At 63.4% G+C, this 23,606-nt stretch carries 22 protein-coding genes; 8 read left to right on the top strand and 14 right to left on the bottom strand.

What is annotated here, in order from left to right:
* Positions 1 to 16: 16 nt before the first annotated feature.
* Positions 17 to 664: an amino acid ABC transporter permease gene (locus QRN51_RS19290; RefSeq protein WP_059387484.1), complete on the top strand. Its 648-nt coding sequence runs from the start codon at positions 17 to 19 to the stop codon at positions 662 to 664.
* Positions 661 to 1,515 (top strand): amino acid ABC transporter permease, encoded by an 855-nt coding sequence (locus QRN51_RS19285; RefSeq protein ID WP_059387483.1) that lies wholly within the window; start codon positions 661 to 663, stop codon positions 1,513 to 1,515. The genes QRN51_RS19290 and QRN51_RS19285 overlap by 4 nt, the downstream gene beginning before the upstream one ends.
* Positions 1,516 to 1,617: 102 nt before the next feature.
* On the opposite strand, the gene dapE is transcribed toward QRN51_RS19285, so the two are convergent.
* A complete protein-coding gene (gene dapE, locus QRN51_RS19280) occupies positions 1,618 to 2,742 on the bottom strand; it encodes a succinyl-diaminopimelate desuccinylase (protein ID WP_284991434.1) in 1,125 nt (374 codons plus the stop codon).
* An 85-nt stretch (positions 2,743 to 2,827) separates the two neighbouring features.
* On the opposite strand from dapE, the gene dapD reads away from it, so the two are divergent.
* Both dapD and QRN51_RS19270 read left to right on the top strand, forming a co-directional pair.
* Positions 2,828 to 3,853, top strand: coding sequence for a 2,3,4,5-tetrahydropyridine-2,6-dicarboxylate N-succinyltransferase (gene dapD / locus QRN51_RS19275; RefSeq protein WP_284991432.1), 1,026 nt, complete (start codon positions 2,828 to 2,830; stop codon positions 3,851 to 3,853).
* An 11-nt stretch (positions 3,854 to 3,864) separates the two neighbouring features.
* Positions 3,865 to 4,707, top strand: a complete 843-nt coding sequence (locus tag QRN51_RS19270) for a transglycosylase SLT domain-containing protein (RefSeq protein ID WP_284991431.1) — start codon at positions 3,865 to 3,867, stop codon at positions 4,705 to 4,707.
* A 44-nt stretch (positions 4,708 to 4,751) separates the two neighbouring features.
* Here the strand turns inward: QRN51_RS19270 and QRN51_RS19265 are convergent, their stop codons facing one another.
* Together QRN51_RS19265 and QRN51_RS19260 are read right to left on the bottom strand one after the other, a co-directional pair.
* A complete protein-coding gene (locus QRN51_RS19265; RefSeq protein WP_059387481.1) occupies positions 4,752 to 5,363 on the bottom strand; it encodes a hypothetical protein in 612 nt (203 codons plus the stop codon).
* A 63-nt stretch (positions 5,364 to 5,426) separates the two neighbouring features.
* Complete coding sequence (locus tag QRN51_RS19260; protein ID WP_284991429.1) at positions 5,427 to 6,053, bottom strand: TetR/AcrR family transcriptional regulator; 627 nt, start codon at positions 6,051 to 6,053, stop codon at positions 5,427 to 5,429.
* 114 nt (positions 6,054 to 6,167) lie between these two features.
* Between QRN51_RS19260 and galE the strand changes: the two genes are divergently transcribed.
* Positions 6,168 to 7,181 (top strand): UDP-glucose 4-epimerase GalE, encoded by a 1,014-nt coding sequence (gene galE / locus QRN51_RS19255; protein WP_284991428.1) that lies wholly within the window; start codon positions 6,168 to 6,170, stop codon positions 7,179 to 7,181.
* 87 nt (positions 7,182 to 7,268) lie between these two features.
* On the opposite strand, the gene QRN51_RS19250 is transcribed toward galE, so the two are convergent.
* From QRN51_RS19250 to fdxA, 3 genes are all read right to left on the bottom strand, one after another.
* Entirely contained in the window at positions 7,269 to 8,552 is a 1,284-nt protein-coding gene (locus QRN51_RS19250; protein WP_059387479.1) for a citrate synthase, read from the bottom strand.
* A 230-nt stretch (positions 8,553 to 8,782) separates the two neighbouring features.
* Positions 8,783 to 9,931, bottom strand: coding sequence for a succinyldiaminopimelate transaminase (gene dapC / locus QRN51_RS19245; protein WP_284991427.1), 1,149 nt, complete (start codon positions 9,929 to 9,931; stop codon positions 8,783 to 8,785).
* A gap of 14 nt (positions 9,932 to 9,945) precedes the next feature.
* Complete coding sequence (gene fdxA / locus QRN51_RS19240) at positions 9,946 to 10,272, bottom strand: ferredoxin (RefSeq protein ID WP_018776555.1); 327 nt, start codon at positions 10,270 to 10,272, stop codon at positions 9,946 to 9,948.
* 134 nt (positions 10,273 to 10,406) lie between these two features.
* Here fdxA and QRN51_RS19235 point away from each other — a divergent pair, with 134 nt between their 5' ends.
* Entirely contained in the window at positions 10,407 to 10,649 is a 243-nt protein-coding gene (locus QRN51_RS19235) for a putative acetyltransferase (RefSeq protein WP_059387478.1), read from the top strand.
* A 22-nt stretch (positions 10,650 to 10,671) separates the two neighbouring features.
* Here QRN51_RS19235 and QRN51_RS19230 read toward each other — a convergent pair whose 3' ends face one another.
* Positions 10,672 to 11,970: an MFS transporter gene (locus QRN51_RS19230; RefSeq protein ID WP_284991424.1), complete on the bottom strand. Its 1,299-nt coding sequence runs from the start codon at positions 11,968 to 11,970 to the stop codon at positions 10,672 to 10,674.
* Between the two features lie 63 nt (positions 11,971 to 12,033).
* On the opposite strand from QRN51_RS19230, the gene QRN51_RS19225 reads away from it, so the two are divergent.
* Positions 12,034 to 12,540 carry a helix-turn-helix domain-containing protein gene (locus QRN51_RS19225; protein ID WP_284991423.1) on the top strand — a complete coding sequence of 169 codons (507 nt, stop codon included), beginning with the start codon at positions 12,034 to 12,036 and terminating at the stop codon, positions 12,538 to 12,540.
* On the opposite strand, the gene QRN51_RS19220 is transcribed toward QRN51_RS19225, so the two are convergent.
* The 7 genes from QRN51_RS19220 to QRN51_RS19190 form a co-directional block, all read right to left on the bottom strand.
* A complete protein-coding gene (locus tag QRN51_RS19220) occupies positions 12,541 to 12,921 on the bottom strand; it encodes a hypothetical protein (protein WP_284991421.1) in 381 nt (126 codons plus the stop codon). It abuts the gene before it with no gap.
* Between the two features lie 43 nt (positions 12,922 to 12,964).
* Entirely contained in the window at positions 12,965 to 14,893 is a 1,929-nt protein-coding gene (gene typA, locus QRN51_RS19215) for a translational GTPase TypA (protein ID WP_284991419.1), read from the bottom strand.
* Positions 14,894 to 15,187: 294 nt separating this feature from the next.
* Positions 15,188 to 16,900: a dipeptide ABC transporter ATP-binding protein gene (locus QRN51_RS19210; protein WP_284991417.1), complete on the bottom strand. Its 1,713-nt coding sequence runs from the start codon at positions 16,898 to 16,900 to the stop codon at positions 15,188 to 15,190.
* Between the two features lie 11 nt (positions 16,901 to 16,911).
* Positions 16,912 to 17,862, bottom strand: a complete 951-nt coding sequence (locus tag QRN51_RS19205; protein WP_059387473.1) for an ABC transporter permease — start codon at positions 17,860 to 17,862, stop codon at positions 16,912 to 16,914.
* A 7-nt stretch (positions 17,863 to 17,869) separates the two neighbouring features.
* Entirely contained in the window at positions 17,870 to 18,799 is a 930-nt protein-coding gene (locus tag QRN51_RS19200) for an ABC transporter permease (protein WP_059387472.1), read from the bottom strand.
* Positions 18,800 to 18,932: 133 nt separating this feature from the next.
* A complete protein-coding gene (locus QRN51_RS19195; protein WP_284991415.1) occupies positions 18,933 to 20,615 on the bottom strand; it encodes a peptide ABC transporter substrate-binding protein in 1,683 nt (560 codons plus the stop codon).
* 423 nt (positions 20,616 to 21,038) lie between these two features.
* Positions 21,039 to 22,811, bottom strand: a complete 1,773-nt coding sequence (locus tag QRN51_RS19190; RefSeq protein WP_502870885.1) for a dipeptide ABC transporter ATP-binding protein — start codon at positions 22,809 to 22,811, stop codon at positions 21,039 to 21,041.
* Between the two features lie 154 nt (positions 22,812 to 22,965).
* Here QRN51_RS19190 and QRN51_RS19185 point away from each other — a divergent pair, with 154 nt between their 5' ends.
* Positions 22,966 to 23,592, top strand: coding sequence for a PH domain-containing protein (locus QRN51_RS19185; RefSeq protein WP_284991411.1), 627 nt, complete (start codon positions 22,966 to 22,968; stop codon positions 23,590 to 23,592).
* Positions 23,593 to 23,606: the final 14 nt, after the last annotated feature.

Below are 23,606 nucleotides of genomic sequence, written 5' to 3'. Positions count from 1 at the left end.
TGAAAGCGACCATTCTGTGAATACGCTGCTGAATAATTCGGACCTGTTCATCACAGGGTTCCGGAACACCCTTGTACTTTTCGTCGTTGCCGGGATCTTCGCCCTGATCCTGGGCACCATCGTGGCGACCTTGAGGGTATCCCCCATCCCTGCGATGCGCGCCGCAGCCACTTTGTACATCAACGTTGTGCGCAATACCCCATTGACGTTGGTCCTGTTCTTTTTTGCCTTGGGCTATCCGAAGCTCGGTCTCGTGGAAATTGATTTCATGACCGCCGCAACCGTCGGCCTCAGCCTGTACACCGCTACTTATGTGGCGGAAGCCGTGCGCTCCGGCATCAACACCGTGCCTGTCGGCCAGGCCGAAGCTGCCCGTGCCATCGGCCTTCCGTTCACCCAAACCCTGACACTGGTGATCCTCCCCCAGGCATTCCGTGCCGTCATCCCGCCCATGTTCAGCGTGTTCATCGCATTGCTCAAGAACACAACGGTGGCAGCCGGCTTCTCGGTCGCCGAAGCGGGAGCCATCAGATCGAATCTTTCCGAGCGCGGCGAGCCTGCCATGGCCGGGCTGCTCTGGGTCGCACTGATCTTCGTTCTGCTCGTTTTCATCCTTTCCTTCGTCCAGCGGAAGCTTGAAAAGAAATGGAAGGTGGCCCGATGAGCTCGGTCCTTTTTGACGCTCCGGGCCCGAAGGCCCGCGCACGCTACCGGATTCTCGGCGTCGTGACCGCCCTGGTCATTCTCGCCATCGTCGGATTCATCGTCCTTCGTTTCGCCCAAAGCGGCCAGTTCGACGAGAAGAAGTGGCATTTGTTCACCTTCCCGCTGGTCCAGCAGACCATCATCCAATCAGTGGGCGCCACGCTTTCAGCGTTTGCCACGGCAGCCGTGCTCAGCTTGGTGCTGGGTGTCTTCCTGGCCTTCGGGAGGCTCTCCGACCGCAAGTGGATCAGCTTGCCTTGCTATGGGTTCACGGAGCTCTTCCGTGCCATTCCGTTGCTGATCCTCATGATGATCTTCTACTACGGGCTCCCTCCCCTCGGCGTCCAGGGGATCACGCCTTTCACGGCAGTCGTTGCGGGCCTGGTGCTCTACAACGGATCGGTGCTCGCGGAAGTCTTCCGGGCCGGCATCGAATCGCTCCCCCGTGGCCAGAGCGAGGCCGGCTACGCCATCGGCTTGCCGAAGAGCGCGGTCATGACAAACATCCTGCTGCCGCAGGCGGTCCGTTCGATGCTCCCGGTGATCATTTCCCAACTAGTGGTCATCCTCAAGGACACCGCATTGGGCTTCATCGTGACCTACAACGAGATCCTCTTCCAGGCCAAGTACTTCGGAAGCCAGGCCCAGTACGGTTCGCCCATCATTCCTTCCGCGATCATTGCCGGTGTCCTGTACGTCGGGATGTGCCTGATCCTGGCCGGAATCGCCAAGTGGCTTGAAGGCCGGATGCGCCGCAACGTCAAAGTGGTGAAGGTGGCCAAGTCGGAGATTGTGGCAATCGAGGGCTAGTCGCAAGAACGTCGCAGACGTGGGTGTGGCCCGTGGGCTTGGTTCCGGAACCAAGCCCACGGGCCACACCCGCATTCTCAAGCAAAAATAAGGTCACTCCACCTAGTCAGCCAGCCACGACCGCAACGCCCGGAGGCACTCACGGATGGCGTCGGCGTCGACGTGTTCGTTGTCTTTGTGCGCAAGAAGCGGATCGCCCGGTCCGAAGTTGACCGCGGGAACGCCTAGCTCGCTGAAGCGCGCGACGTCGGTCCAACCGTATTTGGGTTTGGGCTCGGCACCGACGGCGGCAACGAAGGACGCCGCAGCCGGGTGGTTGAGGCCCGGCCGCGCCCCGGCGGCAGCGTCGGTGCGGACGACGTCGAAGCCGTCCAAGAGTTCGCGGACATGGGCTTCGGCCTGGTCCGGGGTCTTGTCCGGCGCGAAGCGGTAGTTGATCTCCACGACGCAACGGTCCGGGATGACGTTGCCCGCAGTGCCGCCGTTGATCTTCACAGCATTGAGGCTTTCCCGGTAGTCCAGCCCGTCCACGTTGACGGTGCGAGGTTCGTAGGAGGCCAAGCGGCTCAGGATGGGAGCGGCTGCGTGGATGGCGTTGCTGCCCATCCACGCCCGGGCGGAGTGCGCCGCTTCCCCGACCGTGGTGGCTTCGAAGCGGCTGGTGCCGTTGCAACCGCCTTCCACCGTGCCGTCCGTGGGTTCGAGCAGGATCGCGAAGTCCCCCTCCAGGAGATGGCCATGGTTCCGTACCAAGCGGCCGAGGCCGCTCTTGACCGCTTCAACTTCCTCATGGTCATAGAAGACGAAGGTGACGTCTTTGCCCGGCTCGGCGCCGCCGTCGAACATTGTCGCGGCGAGCGCAAGCTGCACCGCGACCCCGCCCTTCATGTCGGTGGCTCCGCGTCCATACAAGGTTCCCGTCCCGGGGACACCGGACTCCCACGTGGCGGGCACGGTGCCGAGCGAACCCTCCACGGTGGGCAACGGCACGGTATCGAGGTGGCCGGCCAAGATCACGCGCTCCGGGCGTCCCAGCTCGGTCCGGGCAATGATGGCGTCGCCGTCCCGCACAAGCTGCAGGCCGGGGATCGTACGAAGCGCGGATTCAACGGCGTCTGCAAGCGCGGCTTCGTTGCCGGACACGCTGTTGATGTCCATCAGCGCCGCGGTCAGCAGCGCAACGTCTTGCCTGATGTCAAGAAGGATCGGGGTAGTTTCAACGGTCACCTGTCAACTGTATCCCGAGCGAATTGCGACCCCTCGGTCCACACACGGTTTCAAGGGAAGCAGTGGCTCTCGATAGACTTGCGCCATGACTGAAACCGCTGCCTCTGCCGCTCTCGATAGCGCTTCTGACAACGATCGCTCCGCCTATGGCTTTGGCCTGGCCACCATCGCCACCTCCGACGCCGGAGAAACGACAGTGCTGGACGTATGGTTTCCGGCACCGGCATTGGGCGAAGCTGCCGCATCCCTGCGCGCCGTGGAGCACGCCGACGAGTCGCTGACCGCTCTCGCAGCTGAAAGCCACGACGCCGACCGCCGGACCGAACAGAAGGTGGTCTTTGCCCAGATCAACCTGGACGAGGCACCCGCCGACACCGTTGACGCCTACCTGCGCCTGCACTTGCTTTCGCACCGGCTCGTCAAGCCCAACAGCATCAACCTGGACGGGATCTTCGGCAAGCTCCCGAACGTTGTGTGGACGAACTTCGGTCCCGCCGCAGTGGACGGCTTCGAATTGACCCGCGCCCGCTTGCGTAAGCGCGGCGCCGTCACGGTCTACGGAGTGGACAAGTTCCCGCGCATGGTGGACTACGTCGTTCCCACCGGGGTCAGGATCGCCGACGCCGACCGGGTCCGCCTGGGCGCCTACCTCTCCGAAGGCACCACGGTCATGCACGAGGGCTTCGTGAACTTCAACGCCGGCACGCTCGGCACGTCCATGGTGGAAGGCCGCATCTCGGCAGGTGTTGTTGCCGGTGACGGCACCGACGTCGGTGGCGGCGCCTCCATCATGGGGACCCTCTCCGGTGGCGGCAAGGAAAAGATCGCCCTGGGTGAGCGCGTGCTCCTGGGTGCCAACTCCGGCGTGGGCATCAGCATCGGCGACGACTCCGTGGTCGAAGCAGGCCTCTACGTCACGGCTGGAACCCGCGTGCGCATCCCCGGCCCGAAGGACGCCAACGGGGAAGACACCAGCAGCATCATCAAGGCTGTTGAGCTCTCCGGCGTGCCGAACCTGCTGTTCCGCCGCAATTCCACAACTGGCGAAGTCGAGGTCCTTCCCCGCAAGGGCCAGACGGTGGAACTCAACGAAGCCCTCCACGCCAACTAGCTGATACCTGGATGCGCCGTCTCCGACGCACCATCATCTTGTTGCTGGCGCTTGCCTTGGTAGCCGGTGCCATCTACGCCGTGGTGACTGTACTGCAGCGTTCCGAAACCTTGGTTACGGAACGCTGCGTCGCCGTCGTGGGCTCGGACTCGTACGAGCTGGCGACGGACCAGGCCGCGAATGCCGCCCTCATCACCGCCATTGCCGTGCAGCGGGGGCTGCCTCCGCGCGCGGCCACAATCGCCGTGGCCACAGCCATGCAGGAATCCAAGCTTCGCAACATCGGGCACGGTGACGAGGTTGGCCCCGATTCACGGGGCCTGTTCCAGCAGCGCCCCTCCCAGGGCTGGGGCACCGAAGCCGAGGTCATGGATCCCGTCTACGCGACGAACGCTTTCTATGACCACCTTGTGAAAATACCCGGCTACGAAACAATGGCGATCACTGATGCGGCGCAAGCGGTCCAGCATTCCGCCTACCCCCAGGCCTACGCGCAGCAGGAACCCATGGGCCGGGCGTATGCGTCGGCGCTCACGGGACATTCCGAACGGGCCCTCGACTGCACGCTCCGGGCCGCGGACACCGCCGGCGACCCGAACGCCGTCGTGGCCGCCATGACCACGGAGTTCGGCGCCCTGCCGGCCGTGGCCCAGGGCCGCACGGTCCAGTTGAACATCAGCGGTGCGCAGGCGTGGGCTGTGGCCCAGTGGGCCGTGGCGAATGCCAAGGACCTTTCCGTGACGCAGGTTGACGTGGCTGGCGCCACCTGGAACCGGCAGGACCACAAGGGCTGGCAGGATTCGGCGGCAGCGTCGGGGTCCGTGACCATCACGGTTTCGGCTCCGAAGACCTAGTTTTGAGCGGGGCCTCGGCGGTGCCTGGCGGCGTCGCCCGGGCTTCAGACCAGTAGTTCAACCACCGGCTGGACGTAGCTGCGGAAGATATCCGGTTCGGACAAGAGTTGGTGGCTCATGATCATCTTGTCCGGCTCAAGGTACCAGGCCCTTGGCTCGTTGAGGGGTAGCTCGATGATTGTCAGCTGGAAGTCCCGGGAACTTCGTCCGACTTCCAGCAGCCGGTCCTCCACCATGTCCCCCAGAAGCAACGTGGCGCCGCTCGCTTCGCGTTCAGCCTCCAGTTTTTCGTACTCTTCAAGGCGCTCACGGGCCCAGGTCAGGGCGGCTCCGAAGTGTGCCTGCAATACTCGGCGTAGGGCGGGTGAATTGCCGAAGGCGTTGAATCCCGGGGGTGAAAGCTCCGGCGCGGCATCCGGATACGCCCTCAACAGCTGCTCCCACCAGGCCTCCCACTCTGTCTTGAGGGCCGGCACCCCGCCTACCTCGGCAGTGAGGTGCGTGTGGTCCGCGTGCCTGACTTTGGGTGTGGCGTGGGACAACGTTGGCGTACCGGCTCCGTCCAATCCAGCAACGTCTCTCAGATACAAGGCAATGAGCATCGGTCCGGAGGTGTCCATTGTGATTCGCCACCCCTGACCGCCTGTGTCATGCATCCGATTGCCTCCCTTGGCAGGTGCCCACTCAGGGTTCCAGTCTATTCCCGTTGAGCCTCGACGTTAACGGTTGGACGGGACCGCAACGAGAGTCTGCAGATGCGCGGTCAGAACGTCGCGGCAGACCTCGGCCGTCATCCACTCAGGCTGCAGCAGGGCGTGCATGCACAGTCCGTCCAGGGTGGCCAGAAGGCGCTCGGCCTCGGTCACCAGGCGCTCCTGGCCGGATCCGCCGTCGGGCATCAGCCGCATCACCAAGCGGCCGACGACGGCGGCCACGGCCCGGTGGCTGCGTGCCGCTTCCTGTTCGAGTACTGGCCGGATTCGGGCCGCGTGCCGGAATGCCATCCAGACACAGGCGTCGACGGCCAGTTCCTCGTCGAGCGGAAGGAATTGGCCCACCAGGGTTAAGACGGCGGCGTCGTGTTCCGCGGAATCCGGATCCAAGGATTCGACGACGGCGAACGCGTCCTCAAGCCGCGCGGCGATCCTGTCGATGACCACGGCAAAGGAGTGGACCAGCAGTTCATCGCTGCTGGCAAAGTAATGCCGGACCGAGCCGACGGCGAGCCCGGCTTCATCGGCTACCTCCCGCAAGGAGGCACGTTCCAGGCCATCCGAGGCGATGATCCTGAAGACAGCTTCGACTACTTCCTGGCGCCGGGCTTCGGCATCAACAATCTTGGGCACAGATCTTTTTAGCACGAACGTGCTTGAACGGTACCGCCCGGCGCACCGGAACTGCGGGACTGTGGCGCACGCAACACTGAGCGAGCCTTGGCAAGTTCGGCTAGCGTTGCTTGCATGAGAATTCTTGTCACGGGTGGCACCGGCTACATCGGATCGCACACCGTCCTGTCCCTGCTGGAAACCGGACACGAAGTGGTCGTGCTGGACAACCTCGTGAACTCAAGCGAAGAGTCCCTGCGCCGCGTCGGTGAGCTGGCGGGAAAGACGGCGGCGTTCCATAAAGTGGATCTGGTGGACGAGGCCGCGGTTGAAGCCGTGTTCGATCAGCACAGCATCGACGCCGTCATCCACTTCGCCGGGCTCAAGGCAGTTGGCGAATCCGTGCAGGAACCCCTGAACTACTACTACAACAACATCGTCGGCACGCTGAACCTGCTCCGCGCCATGGACAAGCACGGGGTCCGGTCGATCGTTTTCAGTTCCTCCGCCACGGTATACGGCGAGCACAACCCCATCCCCTACATCGAGAAGATGGAGATCGGGGCGAACAACCCCTACGGCCGTACCAAGGAACAGATCGAGGACATTCTCACGGACCTCGGCGCCGCGGACGAACGCTGGCACATCGCCTTGTTGCGCTATTTCAACCCGGTGGGCGCACACCCCTCGGGCCGGATCGGCGAGGACCCCCAGGGTATCCCCAACAACCTGGTCCCCTACATCGCCCAGGTCGCCGTCGGCCGCCGCGAAAAGCTCATGGTCTTCGGCGGAGACTACGACACCCCGGACGGCACCTGCCTGCGGGACTACATCCACGTCGTCGACCTCGCCGGTGGCCACGTCGCCGCATTGGACTACGTTGCGGAGCGCCCCGGCGTTCACCGCTGGAACCTTGGCTCCGGGAAAGGCACGTCCGTACTGGAGATGCTCCACGCCTTCGAGCAGGCCGTGGGCCACCCGCTGCCGTACGAGATCACGGGCCGCCGCGCCGGAGACCTGCCCGCATTCTGGGCCGACGCCTCCTCTGCCCTGGCCGACCTGAGCTGGTCCACCACGAAGACCGTGGACCAGATGTGCGAAGACCACTGGCGCTGGCAGAAGAACAACCCTCTCGGCTACAGCTCTTAAAGTGCAACGCGGGGTCACTTACGGCCCATGATGTCCCTTGGGACGGGCTGTAAGTGACCCCGCGTGCTGGGCCCACACCGGCGGGGATTAGACCGCCGGGTAGTCGCGTTCCGGCTCTCCTGTGTAGAGCTGCCGCGGACGGCCGATCTTCGTCTGGGGATCGTTGATCATTTCGCGCCACTGGGCGATCCAGCCGGGGAGTCGGCCGATCGCGAACAGCACGGTGAACATCTTCTCGGGGAAACCCATGGCCTTGTAGATCAGGCCGGTGTAGAAGTCGACGTTCGGGTAGAGCTTGCGCTGGATGAAGTAGTCGTCCGCAAGGGCCTTCTCTTCGAGGCGCATCGCGATGTCCAGGAGCTCATCGTTGCCGCCCAGCTTGCCCAGGATCTCGTGTGCCGTCGCCTTGATGATCTTGGCGCGGGGGTCGTAGTTCTTGTAGACCCGGTGTCCGAAGCCCATGAGGCGGACGCCGTCCTCCTTGTTCTTGACCTTCTCCATGTATTCCTCGGGCTTGATGCCGTCGGCCTGGATCTGGCGCAGCATCTTCAGCACGGCCTCGTTGGCGCCGCCGTGGGCGGGACCGAAGAGGGCGTTGATGCCTGCGGAAACAGAAGCAAACAGGTTCGCGTTCGAGGAGCCCACAAGGCGGACGGTCGACGTAGAGCAGTTCTGCTCGTGGTCGGCGTGCAGGATGAGCAGGAGGTCCAGCGCCTTGACGACGACGGGATCCAGCTCGTATTGCTCTGCCGGCAGGCCGAAGCTCAGGCGCAGGAAGTTCTCCACGAGGTTCATGGAGTTGTCCGGGTACAGCATGGGCTGGCCGATGGACTTCTTGTGGGCGTAGGCCGCGATGACCGGGAGCTTCGCCATGAGGCGGATAGTGGAAACTTCCACGTGCTCCGGGTTGAACGGGTCCAAGGAGTCCTGGTAGAACGTGGACAGCGCGGAGACAGCCGAGGAAAGCACCGGCATCGGGTGCGCGTCACGCGGGAAACCGCCGAAGAAGCCCTTGAGCTCTTCGTGGAGCAGCGTGTGGTGGCGGATCCGCTGGTCGAACGCGTCCAGCTCAGTGGGAGTGGGAAGGTTGCCGTAGATCAGCAGGTAGGAAACTTCCAGGAAGCTTGAGTGCTGGGCAAGCTGCTCGATCGGGTAGCCGCGGTACCGCAGGATACCGGCATCGCCATCGATGTAGGTGATTGCCGACGTGGTGGCGGCGGTGTTCATGAAGCCGGGGTCATAGGCGACGGCGCCCGTCTGCTTCAGCAGCTTGGAAACGTCGTATCCTTCGTTCCCTTCTACAACCTTGATCCGCGGGAGCTCGAGCTCTCCGCCGGCATGGCGCAGGGTAGCGCTGGTGGTCTCAGTCATGGAGTCCCCTTCATGAGGCTCTTGGCCTCGGTCGAAAGCTTGATCCAACCAACATCTGGTGACTCCAGCCAGGAGTCTGCAGGTGCAGACACCATCGGCCGAACTGCCTTCGTGGAGAAAGCCACCATTGATAGTCAGTTAAAAGCTACCGCCAGTAAGCGGGACAAACTAATTCACAAGCTACGGTTACTGGCGGAATGACGCGCCCTGTGCGGGAAGTCACAGCATTGTTACCGGGCAGTGTCCAAGCGTTCGACTGCCGCATCGATGCGTTCGTCCGTGCCGGTGAGCGCCACACGGATGAAACCATTGCCCGCGTCTCCATAGAACACCCCGGGCCCGACGACGATCCCCAGGTCCGCGAAACGGCGGACTGTGTCCCACGTCGCCTCCCCTGCGGTGGACCACAAGTACAGGCCAGCTTTGGACTCGTGGATCTCCAGGCCGAAGTTCTTCAGTGCCGGCAGGAGGCGTTCACGGCGCCCGCGGTAGAGATCCTTTTGGGCGAGCACGTGGCCGGCATCGCCGAGCGCGGTGCGCATGGCTTCCTGGACCGGATACGGCACGATCATGCCGGCGTGCTTGCGGCTGTTGACCAGATTCGCCACGATCGACGAGTCACCAGCCACGAAGGCGGCACGGTAGCCGGCGAGGTTCGATTGTTTGCTGAGGGAGTAGACGCACAAGAGTCCGTCCGTGGATCCTCCCGTGACGCGCGGGTCAAGGACGCTAGGCACTGCCTCGCCGCCACGCTGGGCATCCCATTCGCCCCAGCCGAGTTCGGCATAGCATTCATCCGACGCCACGACTGCGCCGATCTCGCGCGCCTGGGCGACGATCTGCCTGAGGGATTCGACGTCACGGACGCTGCCCGTGGGATTGCCGGGGGAATTGATCCAGATGAGCCGGACCCTCGCGCGGGTGGCTGAGTCCAGTTCGTCCAGGCTGTCTGCCGCGACGGCAGTGGCGCCTGCGAGCATGGCGCCGATGTCGTAGGTCGGGTACGCCACAGTGGGGCGGACCACGACGTCGCCTGCGCTCAGTCCCAGCAGGAACGGCAACCAGGCCACCAATTCCTTGGAGCCGACGGTCGGCAGGACGTCCCTCGGATCGATTCCCGGGACCCCGCGGCGGCTGGCGAACCAGTTGGATACGGCCTCGCGAAGAGCTTCCGTGCCGTGGACCGTCGGGTAACCATGGGCGTCAGCTGCCCGGGCAAGCGCCTCGCGGACCAGTTGCGGCGTCGGATCCACGGGGGTTCCGATGGAGAGATTGACTGCCCCGCCCGGGTGTTCTGAAGCCTTGGCCACGTACGGCGCCATCGCTTCCCAAGGATAGTCAGGCAGGTTGAGGCCGAAAGCGGGGGCCGCAGAAATCAAAGGAGCAACCGTTCTTAGTGGTCTTGGTTCTGTGGGGGCAGCGCGGCGATGAAGGGGTGGTCCTTACCGGTGTTGCCGATCTTGGCGGCTCCGCCCGGCGAACCAAGGTCATCGAAGAACTCGACGTTGGCCTTGTAGTAGTCGGCCCATTCCTCCGGGGTGTCGTCCTCGTAGTAGATCGCTTCCACCGGGCACACGGGTTCGCAAGCTCCGCAGTCCACGCACTCATCCGGGTGGATATAGAGGGAACGTTCGCCTTCGTAGATGCAGTCAACAGGGCATTCTTCAATACATGCCTTGTCCTTGACGTCCACACACGGCTGCGCGATTACGTAGGTCACGTCCCTTGCCTCTCCACAGTTGTCCCGGAAATTCCGGGTAGTACCACCGGCCCTGTGGCCGGTACATCGAATTCTGAGCCTATTATCCCCCAGCGGGAACTCAGCAACCTAGCCGGGCGTCTTACTATGAACTGGTGAATCTGCCCCGGCCCCAGGATTTCCTGCTCAATACCGTATCCGGAACACGGGTAGTTGTCCGATACCGCCTGGACAACGGCTTCACCGATGCCCTCGGCTACCTGCTCTCGGTCGCCGACGGTGCGTGCACCATCCGTACCCGACAGTCCGACGTCGAGATCCCGCTGGCCCTTGTTGTGGCGGCAAAAGCAGTCCCTCCTCCGCCCCAGCGCCGGGATCCGCGCACAACCCGCGAGTAGTTCCGCCTCATGTCCCGGAGGGTCAGGCGCCATGCACCTCGTCCGGCAGCCTGCGCATTCCCCACAGCGGGGAGAACAGCACAGGCGCAACAAAAACAAGACTTCCGCCCAAGCCGATCCAGAGTGTCGGTACGAGGCCGATATTCTCGGCCAGGAGGCCCGAGGCTAGGGCAGCGATCGGCATGACCCCCCACACCACGAAGCGAATGGACGCATTCATGCGCCCCAGGAGCCGGGGCGGACACACGCGCTGCCTCATGCTCAACTGCATGATGTTGTACACCAGCACTCCGAAAGCAAACCCGAACTCGGAGACGATGAGCATCACCAGGGACATCCATCGCTCGGGGGCAAGCACGCACAACGGAACCAGGAGGAGGAAAAGCGAGCTGATCATCGACGCCACGGGAATAACCGTCCCCTCGCCGATCCAGGCCGCCAACCTGGGCGCGGCAACCGCCCCGATCAGTCCGCCCACGGCGCCGACCGCCATGATGAGGCCCATGCCCTCCGGACCGAGTTCCAGTTCACGAAGTACCAACACCGGCATCAAGGTGAAGGCAAGCGTGGTGAAGAAGTTGACCCCGCCCGTGCACGCCGCAATCCTGCTGATCAGGGGATGCCTGACCACGAAGACCAGGCCCTCCTTGATTTCGCTTGCCAGCGGCTGCCGATCCTTCGCGGCCACGGGCCGTTCCGCATCGCGCGTCCTGAGCAGGAAGATGGCCGACAGCAGATACCCGATCGCCTCCCCGACGAACAGCACCGGGGCGGACACAACCGTCAGCAAGCCACCGCCCGCGGCAGGACCCCCGATCCGTGCGATCTGGGAGGTGGCCTCGAGCTTGGAGTTCGCCTGCGGCACTTTCGCGGCATCCACGAGCACGGGCACATAGCTCTGGTAGGAAACGTCGAAGAAGACCGTCGCGGCCCCGACGACGGTGGCTACGGCGTAAAGGTGCCAGATCTGCAGGATGCCGGCCCACCAGAGGATTGGTACGGTCGCCATTGCCGCGGTCCGGACCAGGTCCGCCACGATCATGGTGCGACGCTTGAGCCAGCGGTCAACCCACGCTCCTGCCGGCAAACCGATCAGCAGGAAGGCCGCAAGGCCGGCGGCATTGAGCGCGCCGACTTCGAACTCACTGGCGCCGAGCAAAGTCACCGCGAGGACGGGAAACGCCAATTGCCCCAGTTGCGCCCCAAGCTGGCTGACGGCCTGGCCCGACCAGAAGGTGATGAAGTTCCGGTCCCGCCACAGCGAGGCAGTGTGCTGAGCTGTGTCAGTTTGCTGAGCATTGTCCGTGGTCCCGGCGTTCACCCGCCCAGTTTCCTGTAGTGATTGGTATATGTCAATCACTCAAGGCTGGCTACACTGGCCACCATGACGGAACACGAGCGGGAGGACAGCGACCTGGTGGCCAAGGGCCGCGCCTTGAGCTCCCCCCTGCGCCTGAGGATTCTCCGGCTCTGCCTGCACCACGCTCGCACCAACAAAGAGATTGCGGGGCTGTTGGACATCAATCCGGCGTCAAGCCTGCATCATGTCCGGACCTTGGTGCGCACCGGTTTTCTTGAACCTCAGGAAGGCCGGAAGGGAAAGAGGGGCGCCAAGGAGGTGCCGTACATCGCCACCCGCACCTCGTGGAGCACTCCCGTCGACGATATTGCCCCTGTCCTGATCGAAACATTCGTCCAGGAAACCCGCGGGCTCATGCCAGGGGACATCGATGTCTGGCGGCTTGGCGTGAAGTTCAATGCTGCACGGCAGCAGGAGATGATGGGCAAGCTGCGGGCGGTCGTCGAGGAATATATGCGTCTTCCGGCAGACGACGACGGCGAGGCCACCTCGCTCTTGATTGCCCACCACCGGGACCCAAGCGCCGACTAGCTAAGCGCGCGGAGGACGCCCGTAGCGCCGGCACCACAAGAGCATCACGAAAGTGATGCCCGCACTCCCGTAAACCCACACATTTCCGGGCACATCCGCGACGATCAGCTGCTTGCCCGTTCCGCCCGTGGAGAGCACGCCTACGGCGGCGTAACAAACAATGCCCACCACCGCCGTCGGGATCAAGGATCGCGACCACGCACCCAGCAGGAGCTGGAGCGATGCGAGCAGGAGCAGTGCCGCTGCGGGACCCCAAGAGACGTCGACGCCGGCAATACGGAGCGCCTGCCGGTGCAGTGCGGTGCCTGCAAAGGCAGCAAAAAGAGCCACCGGAACAGCCACGGCAATGCCGCGTGCTGTTCCGGTGGCTCCCTTATTCAATGCGTCAGTCCGTTGGGCGCGTCAGTACTTGATCTGCGCAGGATCAGACTTTGGCGCGTGCGCGGGTAGCCTTGGCGCGCTCGTTGGCGTCCAGGATCACCTTGCGGATGCGGATGGAGTCCGGGGTTACCTCAACGCACTCGTCTTCGCGGGCGAATTCGAGGGACTCTTCGAGGGTCAGGTCGCGCGGCGGCGTCAGGTTCTCAAAGGTGTCAGAGGAAGCGGCACGCATGTTGGTGAGCTTCTTTTCCTTCGTGATGTTGACGTCCATGTCGTCGGCGCGGGAGTTCTCGCCGACGATCATGCCTTCGTAGACCTCGGACGTGGGCTTCACGAAGAAGGAGCCGCGTTCCTGCAGGTTGATCATGGCGAAGGGGGTGACCACACCGGCGCGGTCGGCAACCATCGAACCGTTGGTGCGGTATTCGATAGGGCCGGCCCACGGCTCGTAGCCTTCGGAGATCGAGGAAGCGATGCCGGCGCCACGGGTGTCCGTAAGGAACTTGGTGCGGAAGCCGATGAGGCCACGTGCCGGAACGATGAATTCCATGCGGCACCAGCCGGTACCGTGGTTGGCCATGTTGGTCATGCGGCCCTTGCGGGCAGCCATCAGCTGCGTGACCGCACCGAGGTACTCTTCAGGCACGTCGATGGTCATGTGTTCCATCGGCTCGTGGATCTTGCCGTCGACGGTCCGGGTGACAACCTGCGGCTTGCCGACAGTGAGCTCGAAGCCTTCGCGTCGCATCTGCTCCACGAGGATGGCCAGCGCAAGCTCGCCACGTCCCTGGACTTCCCAAGCATCCGGACGCTCGGTGGGCAGGACCTTGATGGAGACGTTACCGATCAGTTCCTTGTCCAGGCGATCCTTCACCTGGCGCGCCGTGACCTTGGCGCCCTTGACCTTGCCGGCCAGCGGGGAGGTGTTGATACCGATGGTCATGGAGATCGCGGGGTCATCCACCGTGATAAGCGGCAGCGGCTGCGGGTTCTCGGCGTCAGTGAGGGTCTCACCGATGGTGATTTCCTCGATACCGGCAACAGCCACGATCTCGCCCGGGCCGGCAGACTCTGCCGGTACGCGGTCAAGGGCCTTGGTGGCCAGGAGCTCGGTGATCTTGACGTTCTTCAGCTCACCGTTGGCACGCGCCCAGGCGACGGTCTGGCCCTTGCGGAGGGTGCCGTTGTAGATGCGCAGGAGTGCAAGGCGGCCAAGGAACGGGGAAGCGTCCAGGTTGGTGACGTGCGCCTGAAGGACACCGTTCGGGTTGTAGGTCGGCGCCGGGATGTGCTCGATGATCGCCTTGAAGAGGGGTTCGAGATCTTCGTTTTCCGGGGCCGAGCCGTCAGCCGGCTGCTCGAGGGAGGCGCGGCCGACCTTGGCTGCGGCGTAGACCACGGGTACTTCCAGGATCTTGTCCAGGTCCAGGTCCGGAACTTCGTCCGCGAGGTCGGAGGCCAGGCCAAGGAGCAGGTCCATGGACTCGTGGACAACCTCTTCGATGCGGGCGTCGGGGCGGTCGGTCTTGTTGACCAGCAGGATGACGGGCAAGTGCGCGGCAAGGGCCTTGCGGAGGACGAAGCGGGTCTGCGGCAGCGGACCTTCCGAAGCGTCGACCAGGAGGACCACGCCGTCAACCATGGACAGGCCGCGCTCCACCTCGCCACCGAAGTCGGCGTGGCCGGGGGTGTCGATCACGTTGATGGTGATGGTCTCGCCATTGGACGACGGGCCGTTGTAGGCAACCGTGGTGTTCTTGGCGAGGATGGTGATGCCCTTTTCGCGCTCCAGGTCACCGGAGTCCATGACGCGGTCTTCCAGGTGGTTGTGCTCGGCGAAGGAGTTGGTCTGCTTGAGCATGGCGTCGACCAGCGTGGTCTTGCCGTGGTCAACGTGGGCCACAATCGCGACGTTGCGCAGATCACTGCGCGATGCAGTGGTCGCGGCGGTGTTGGTGGTGGTTTCAGACATGCGTAATGGCTCGATTCAGTGGTGAAGTCAGCTGTTGTATCGCGACATTTCCAACCGGAACGCACGACGGATTAGACCCTTTGACACAGGGCACCTTCATAGAGTCTAAACGCTGTGGTATTTATTGGCCTAAAAATCACCCTCCAGGTCATCGAATTGTGCCCTTCATCACAATCGGCAGCGAACTCGGGATGAGCCGGAAACAGCAAAAGAGCCGGTACCACTTCCCCCACGGAAGTGGTACCGGCTCTTCTGCTCCCCCGGCTGGCACTCAGCGCACGGGCGCCAGCACCGTCAGGCCACCACGGGCGGAAGCATCAGGCTGGCACCCGGGATCGCGTTGAGCAGGGCCTTGGTGTAGTCCTGCTGCGGCGAATCGAAGACGTCGTCCGTGCTGCCCGTTTCCACGAGCTTGCCCTTCTGCATCACGCAGACATGGTCGGCGATCTGCCGCACGACGGCGAGGTCGTGCGTGATGAACAGGTACGTCAGGCCAAGATTGGACTGCAGCTCGGCCAGGAGGTTCAAGACCTGGGCCTGCACCAAGACGTCCAAAGCGGAGACCGCTTCGTCACAGATGATCACTTCGGGGTCGAGGGCGAGCGCGCGCGCGATCGCGACGCGCTGCCTTTGGCCGCCGGAGAGCTCGTTCGGGTACCGCTGCATGGTGGACTGAGGCAGCGCCACCTGGTCCAGGAGTTCCCGGACCTTCTTCTCGCGGCTGACCTTGTCACCGATCTTGTGGGTCCGGAGCGGTTCCTCGATGGTCCTGAAGATGTTGTACATCGGGTCGAGTGAACCGTACGGGTCCTGGAAAATCGGCTGGACGCGGCGCCGGAACTTGAAGATTTCCCGGCTGTTCAAGGTGGAGGTGTCCACACCGTCGAAAACGATCCGGCCCGACGTCGGCGCGAGCAGGTTGAGGACCATCTGGGCCACGGTGGACTTGCCGGAACCCGATTCACCCACGATCGCCGTCGTCGTCCCCCGTTTGACGTTGAACGAGACGTTGTCCACCGCAGTGAAGTCCGTTGCCTTGCCGACGCCGGAGCGCAGCTTGAAGACCTTGCTGAGGCTTTCGACCTTCAGGACGTCGTCGGCCAATGCCTTTTCGGCCACAGCTTCGGTGGGCGCCAGGAGTTCTTCCGTCTGGATTCCTTCGGCCTTGGCGGCCTGGATCCTACGCGAAGCGAGTGACGGCGCCGAGGCCACCAACCGCTGGGTGTAGGGGTGTTGCGGGTTGCGAAGCAATTCGAGGGAAGGACCGGCCTCCACCACGTTGCCGCGGTACATGACCACTACTTTGTCCGCGCGCTCGGCAGCGAGGCCGAGATCGTGGGTGATGAGCAGGACTGCCGTGCCGAGCTCCGCCGTCATGGCTTCGAGGTGGTCAAGGATCTGCCGCTGCACCGTGACGTCCAGGGCCGACGTCGGCTCATCGGCGATCAGGAGCCGCGGCTGGCAAGACAGGCCGATGGCGATCAGGGCCCGCTGGCGCATGCCGCCGGAGAATTCGTGCGGATACTGCTTGGCGCGGCGTGCGGAGTCCGGCAAGCCGGCCTCCCCCAGGACGCGGGCGACGTCGGCAGGACCGCTGGGCTTGCCGTTGGCGCGCAGCGTCTCGCGGACCTGGTATCCGATCTTCCAGACCGGGTTGAGGTTGGACATCGGATCCTGCGGAACCATGCCGATCGTGTTGCCGCGCAGCTCGATCATGCGCCGTTCCGGGGCGTGGGAGATGTCCTCGCCGTCGAGCAGGATCTGCCCGCTGGAAACCCTGCCGTTCTCCGGCAGGAGGCCAATGGCGGCGAGCGCCGTCGTCGACTTCCCCGAACCGGACTCCCCCACAATGGCGACAGTCTCGCCGGGCATGATGGTCAGGTGCGCGTTCTTGACGGCCTGGAATTCGCCGCTCGCCGTCTGGAAGGAGATGGCGAGGTCCCGGATTTCAAGGAGCGGACGCTCTTCGGTTCCGGCTTCGTCGATGGTGACGTTGGATGTTGTCATGATTGCCTCCTTCATCGCTTGCGGCTCTTGGGGTCAAGGGCGTCACGCAGCGCGTCGCCAAGCATGATGAAGCTCAGGACCGTGATGGACAGTGCGGTTGCGGGGAACATCAGCACCTCGGGGTTGGTGCGCAACGTGTCCTTCGCCGCGGAAATGTCGTTACCCCAGGACATGATGCTGCCGGGCAGGCCAATGCCCAGGAAGGACAGCGTTGCTTCCGTCACGATGAAGACGCCAAGCTCCATGGTGGCCAGGACGATGATCGGCGCGAGCGCGTTCGGAACGACGTGCCGGACCAGCGTGCCGATCTTGGAGACACCGAGCGAGCGTGCGGCCGTGACGAAATCCGCGTTGCGGACTTCGATCACGGCCCCACGGGTGATGCGGGCCATTTGGGGCCAGCCGAGCATCACGATGACCATGACCACCGTGAAGACGCTCTTGTTCTCACGGAAGAAGGGGAGCTGGGTAACTACCAGCGCGCCAAGGACCAAGGGCAACGCGAAGAAGATGTCGCCGATGCGGGCAATGATGGTGTCAACCCAGCCGCCGAAGAAGCCGGCCAGTGCACCGAGGGTGACCCCGATGATCAGGACGAAGATGACGGAGACGACGCCGACAGTCAAGGATGCCTGGGTGCCGTGGATGACGCGGGAGTAGATGTCGCAGCCCTGGAACGTGAATCCCAGGGGGTGGCCGGCCGAGGGGCCCGCGAGGGAGTCGCCCAGCTGGCAGTTGTCGTTCGGGGCAGTCTGCGTGAAGAGGCCCGGGAAGAACGCGACTACGAGGAGCAGCAGGATCATGAGCGCCGAGATGATGAAGAGCGGCCGACGGCGGAGCTTCCGCCAGGCATCCGCCCACAGGCTCAGGGGTGCTGCGTCGACCTTGAGGGTATCGGTCGCCAGCAGCGGTGTCTCGTCGATAGGGGCAACATAGTGCTCGATCTGACGGTTACTTTTCATAACGGATCTACTTTTCATAGCGAATCCTGGGGTCAAGCCAGGCGTAAAGGAGGTCCACCAACAGGTTGGCGGCAACGAAGACCAGTACCAGGACGCTCACAATGGCGACGACTGTGGGGCCTTCGCTGCGGATCACGGCTTGGTAGAGCTTCTGGCCGACGCCGGGCACGTTGAAAATGCCTTCGGTGACGATCGCGCCGCCCATCAAGCCACCCAGGTTCGCGCCCAGGTAGGTGACCACGGGAATCATGGAGTTTCGCAGGATGTGGGCCAGGACCACGCGGGGGCGGGACAGGCCTTTTGCGGTTGCCGTGCGGACGTAGTCGGCGTTCATGTTTTCAATGACCGAGGCGCGGGTCAGGCGCAGCACGTAGGCAAAGGACACGAGGCCAAGGACGGTGGCCGGAAGGATCAGGGTGCCCCAATCCGCGTTGGATCCAACGGTCGGCTTGGCCCAGCCAAGCTGTACGCCAACGACGAGCTGAAGCACGAAGCCCAGGACGAACGTCGGGACGGCAATGACCACGAGGGACGCGACAAGCACGGTGGAGTCGAAGATCTTTCCCTTGCGCAAGCCTGCAATCAAGCCGAAGGCCACACCGAAGACAGCCTGGATGGCAAGGGCCTCGACGGCGAGCATGGCGGTGACCGGGAAAACGCGGCCGAGGGTGGCGGCGATTGGCTGGCCGGTGAAGTCCACCCCGAGGTTGAACGTGAAGAGGTTCTTGAGGAACAGTCCGTACTGGACCCAGAACGGCTGGTCGAGGTTGTATTGCTGGCGCAGCGCGGCAATGACGGACTCGCTGGGCGGTCGGTCGCCGAACAGGGCGCGGATGGGGTCGCCCGGGAGGGCAAAGACCATGAAGTACACGAGCAGGGTGGTTCCCAGGAACACGGGAATGACCTGCAGCAAACGCCGGAGGATGTACTGGGTCACAGCAACGGTTCCTGGGCGCTCTTGAAAATGTGGGGATTCATTTGGGACAGCTTTCGTGCCGAATCAAGGCATGGGGGCCCGGTTTGTGGCCGGACCCCCATACGCTAACGAGCTTGGAACAAGTCCAGTAGGACTACTTTGCGGTGATGTTGTAGTACAGCAGGACGCCGTTCCAGCCGGAGTCAACGTTGCTGACGTTCTGGCTCCATACAGCCTGGCGTGCCTGGTACCACAGGGGCAGGTTCGGGAGGTCTTTGAAGAGGATTTCCTGAGCCTGGGTGAACTTCTTGTTGGCGTCGTCCGTGGACTTGGAAGCCAGGCCCTCGGTGAGCAGCTTGTCAAACTCAGGGTTGCTGTAACCCTCGTAGTTGGCGCTGGCTCCGGTCTTCAGCAGCGGGCCGAGGAAGTTGAACAGCGACGGGTAGTCTGCCTGCCATCCGGCGCGGGTGAAGCCCGGGAGGGTCTTGGCCGTGCGGAGGTTCAGGATCTCGGCGAACTTGGCGAACGGCTGGCCTTCTGCCTTGATGCCGAGGTTGTTCTTCAGGTTGTTGGCAACGGCGTCAATCCATTCCTTGTTGCCACCATCGGTGTTGTACGCGAGCTGCAGAACCTTGTCGGCGGGCCACGGGCTCATGGCGTTTGCCTTTGCCCAGAGGTCCTTGGCCTTCGCGGCGTCGAACTTCAGAACGTCGGAGCCTGTCACGTTGGCGTTGTAGCCATCGATGGACGGCGACGTGAAGTCCTTCGCAGGGATGCGGGTGCCGTTGAAGACGACCTTGGTGATCTCATCGCGGTTGATCGCCATGGAGATGGCCTGGCGGCGCAGCTGGCCGGCGGGTCCCTGGAACTCAGGCAGGTAGTTCGGGATGTTCAGGGTTGCGTTGCCCGCGTAAGCCTTGTTGAGGCTGTGGTCCGGGAAGTCCGTTGTGTAGGTCTTCAGGGCGTTCGTGGGCAGGACGTCGGTTACGTCAAGGTTGTTGGCCTGGACGTCGGTGTAAGCCGGAGCCGGGTCGGTGTAGAACTTGAAGGTCACGCCGCCGTTCTTGGCCATGCGCGTGCCCTGGTAGTCCGGGTTCTTGACGAGGGCGATCTGGCTGTCGTGCTGCCAGGCACCCTTGGCGGCCATCTTGTACGGGCCGTTGCCGATCGGGTTTTCGCCGAAGGCCTTCGGGTCCTTGAGGGCGTCGGCCGGAAGCGGCATGAAGGCGGAGTAGCCGAGGCGCTGCGGCCAGTCGGCCTCCGGCTGGGCCAGCTTGACAGTGATGGTCGAGTCGTCCTTCAGCACCAGGCCGGACATCGTCTGGGCGGTCGGTGCGGGAGTCGACGTTGACTTTCCGTCCGCGCCCTTGGTCTTCGTGACGGCGCTGACTGCGTCGTAGCCTTCGATGGATTCGAAGAAGCTGCTGCTGGACTGGGCGTTGGTGCTCAGTGCGGCGAAGTTCCAAGCATCAACGAAGCTCTTGGCGGTGACTGCCTCGCCGTTGGTGAACTTGGCGCCCTTCTTGACCTTGATGGTGTAGTTCTGGCCGTCGCTCGTGTCAATGGATTCCGCGAGTGCGTTCACGGACTTGCCATTGGCGTCGTAGCTGGTCAGGCCTTCGAACAGGAGGTCGACAACGCGGCCGCCGTACACCTCGTTGGTGTTGGAAGGGATGAGGGGGTGCTGGGGTTCATTGCTGTATGCGGTGATGATTTTGTTCGGATCGCCGGCAGCGGTCGGGCCGCTGCTTCCGGAGCCAGCGCTGCCGCATCCGGTGAGGGCAAGCGCGGCGACTGCGAGCAAGCCAAGAGCTTTGGAAGTGCGCGAAAAACGCATTCCGCCTCCTATGGATTCAGGGGGATGGGTCGGGGCAACTCATAGCTGCCCCCGGGGCCAGGCACAGAATTATCCTGTGACGCGGCCTACATGGATGTGTAATCCTAACCACAGCTTGTCCGAAATATGGAATCCCATTGGCATGAACAACGAAGTGTGCACTTGACAGTTTTAGTAATGAAGCAGTCATTTCAAGTAAATGAAGCAGTCATTTCACGAAATGGGATTTTCCTTGCTACACTCGACATGCCTGACCCTTGGTTTCCCCCGGAAAACCAGGGTTTTTCGGGCATCCCGTACGGAGTGCAACCGGCCTGGCCGGCGCGTCAACAAGCACCAAAAAAGAGCCCCCGCCGCCCATGGCGACGGAGACTCTTTCGGTTGCGACCATCAGTTCGTGCCGCCGCGAGCGCCTTCGGGTTGCTACTCGATGCCGGCCGCCATGAGCTGGGCGCGCAGTTCGCGACGCTCACGCTGCTTCTCGGGGTCAGGCAGCGGCACCGCGGCCAGCAGCCTCTGCGTGTACGGCTCCTGCGGATTGCGAAGGATCTGGTCGCGGGTGCCCTGCTCCACGATCCTGCCCCGCTGCATCACGCAGATCCGGTCCGCGAGCACGTCAACCACGGCAAGGTCGTGCGTCACGAACAGGCACGCGAATCCCAGCTCCCTCTGCAGGTTCTGGAAAAGTTCCAGGACCTTCGCCTGCACCGAGACGTCCAGCGCCGATGTCGGCTCATCCGCGACCATCAGCTTGGGCTGCAGGGAGAGCGCCCGGGCAATGCCGACGCGCTGCTTCTGGCCGCCTGACAATTCATGTGGATAGCGGTTGCGGTACCCGCGCGGCAATTCCACCTGGTCCAGGAGGGTCTCAATCCGTTTCTGCAGATCGACGCCCTTCGCGACCCCGGCGAGGTACATCGGTTCGCCGATGCTTTCGCCGATGGGCAGCCGCGGATTCAACGACGACGACGGATCCTGGAACACCATGCCGATGTCGCGGCGCACTTCGTGCAGTTGCTTTCCATTCCGCTTTGCGGCGGAAATGTCCTGCCCCACCACGCGCATGCTGCCCTCGGCTACGGGCAAGAGCCCGACGGCGGCGCGTCCAATGGTCGTCTTGCCCGATCCGGACTCCCCCACAAGGCCTACAACCTGGCCGGGGTAGATCACGAGGTTGGCTCCCTCGACAGCTCGGAACGCGGGGACCCGGCCCTGCTTGGGGTACTCGATGGCGACGTCGACCAGCTCAAGTACGGGCTCACCCTTGGGCTTGGCTGCTTCTTCGGCCGCCGCCTTCAAAGCGGCCTGGTTCTCAAGTTCCCGGCGGATCAGCTCATCGTGATCGACCGATTCCAGCTCGGAGTGGGTTGCGGCAGCCAACGCCGCGGTGACGTCAACGTCGGCGCTGTCAGCACCCTGTCCCAGGTGGGGAACAGCGGCTAGAAGAGCTTGTGTGTATCCGTGCTGCGGGTTGCTGAAGATCTGTTGCGCAGTGCCGCTCTCCACAATGACGCCCTGGCGCATCACGGCAATTCGATCGGCGAGGTCGGCCACAACGCCCATGTCGTGCGTGATCAGGACGATGGCGCTGTCCAGCTTGTTGCGCAGGTTGCGCATCAGGTCCAGGATTTCAGCCTGGACAGTCACATCCAAGGCAGTGGTGGGTTCGTCTGCGATCAGGAGCTTGGGATCACAGGACAATGATTGCGCGATCATGGCTCGCTGCCGCTGGCCGCCGGAGAGCTGGTGCGGATACGACTTGAAGGCCTTCTCCGGGTCCGGCAGCTCCACCAGCTCGAGCATGCGCAAGGCCCGCTGCTTGGCTTCATCGGGCGAGATCGAGTTGTGCAGCCGGATCGTCTCCACTATTTGCGTACCCACGGTGTACACAGGGTTGAGCGCGGTCATGGGCTCCTGGAAGATGACCGCGACATCCTTGCCGCGGACTTCACGGATGTTGCCTGATTTCTCACCCAGCAGCTCCTTGCCCGAGAGCTTGACGCTCCCCCGGACACGGCTGTTGCTGGGCAACAAGCCAAGCAATGCCATGGAACTTGCACTCTTGCCGGACCCGGACTCACCGACGATCGCGAGGACCTCGCCGGCCCTGACCTCGTAGTTCAGTCCGATGGCGGCAGGGACCCATTTCTTATCCACACCGAAGTCGACGCTGAGATCGCGTACTTCCAGGACCATGGCCCCGCGCGCGCTCTTATCCGACTCGGTCTCGAGGTGGGTGGCCTCCGGTTCGGGGCTGGCGTTGTCAGTCATGTTGGGTCTTCCCTTCCGACCGGGCCACCCTCCAAGGGGTGATTAGTGAAGTAGCCCGGAATCCTGAATTATTAGGGGCATGAGCAGAGCGCCGTATGCCGGAAATGTCGAAATCTTCAAGGCCCGCACCAGCAAGATTTTTGCTTGGATCTGCTGGGCAGTTGCCGTTTTCGGAGTGGTCGTTGCGCTCGTGGCAGCCGGACCGCGCTCCCTTCCCGGAACCACTCCCCTGCTCTTCGTAGCGTTTCTTGGCTGGTTGCTCTTCTGGCGCCCGGTTGTGGTGGTCCGGGATTCCGGCGTCGCGCTGGAGAATCCCTTCCGGACCATCGATGTTCCCTGGGATGCCCTGGTGCAGGTTGATACCCGCTACGCCCTCACGCTGGTGACGCCCCGCAAGAAGTATCCGGCGTGGGCTGCTCCCGCGCCGGGAATCTGGGGCGGGCGCAATGCCCGCCCTGAGCATCTCAAAGGACTCCCGGGCACCACCTACGGCCCCAGCAGCTCGGTTCGCCCCGGAGATCTCAAGAACACCGATTCCGGCGCCGCAGCGATCCTGGTGCGCACCCGCTGGCAGGACCTGGTCGAGGCCGGACGCGTGGAGCCCGGCCGGGCTGAAGACGCTTCGGTGACCGTTGCCATCGGATGGTTCCGGATAGCAGCCACGGTAGCCCTGGCCGCGGCCAGTTACTGGGCGGTCTTCCTGTAGGAGGTTTCCCTGGA

The organism is Arthrobacter sp. efr-133-TYG-120 (assembly GCF_030209785.1).
Taxonomy (GTDB): Bacteria; Actinomycetota; Actinomycetes; order Actinomycetales; family Micrococcaceae; genus Arthrobacter.
This window is presented reverse-complemented; position numbering and strand designations above follow the sequence as displayed.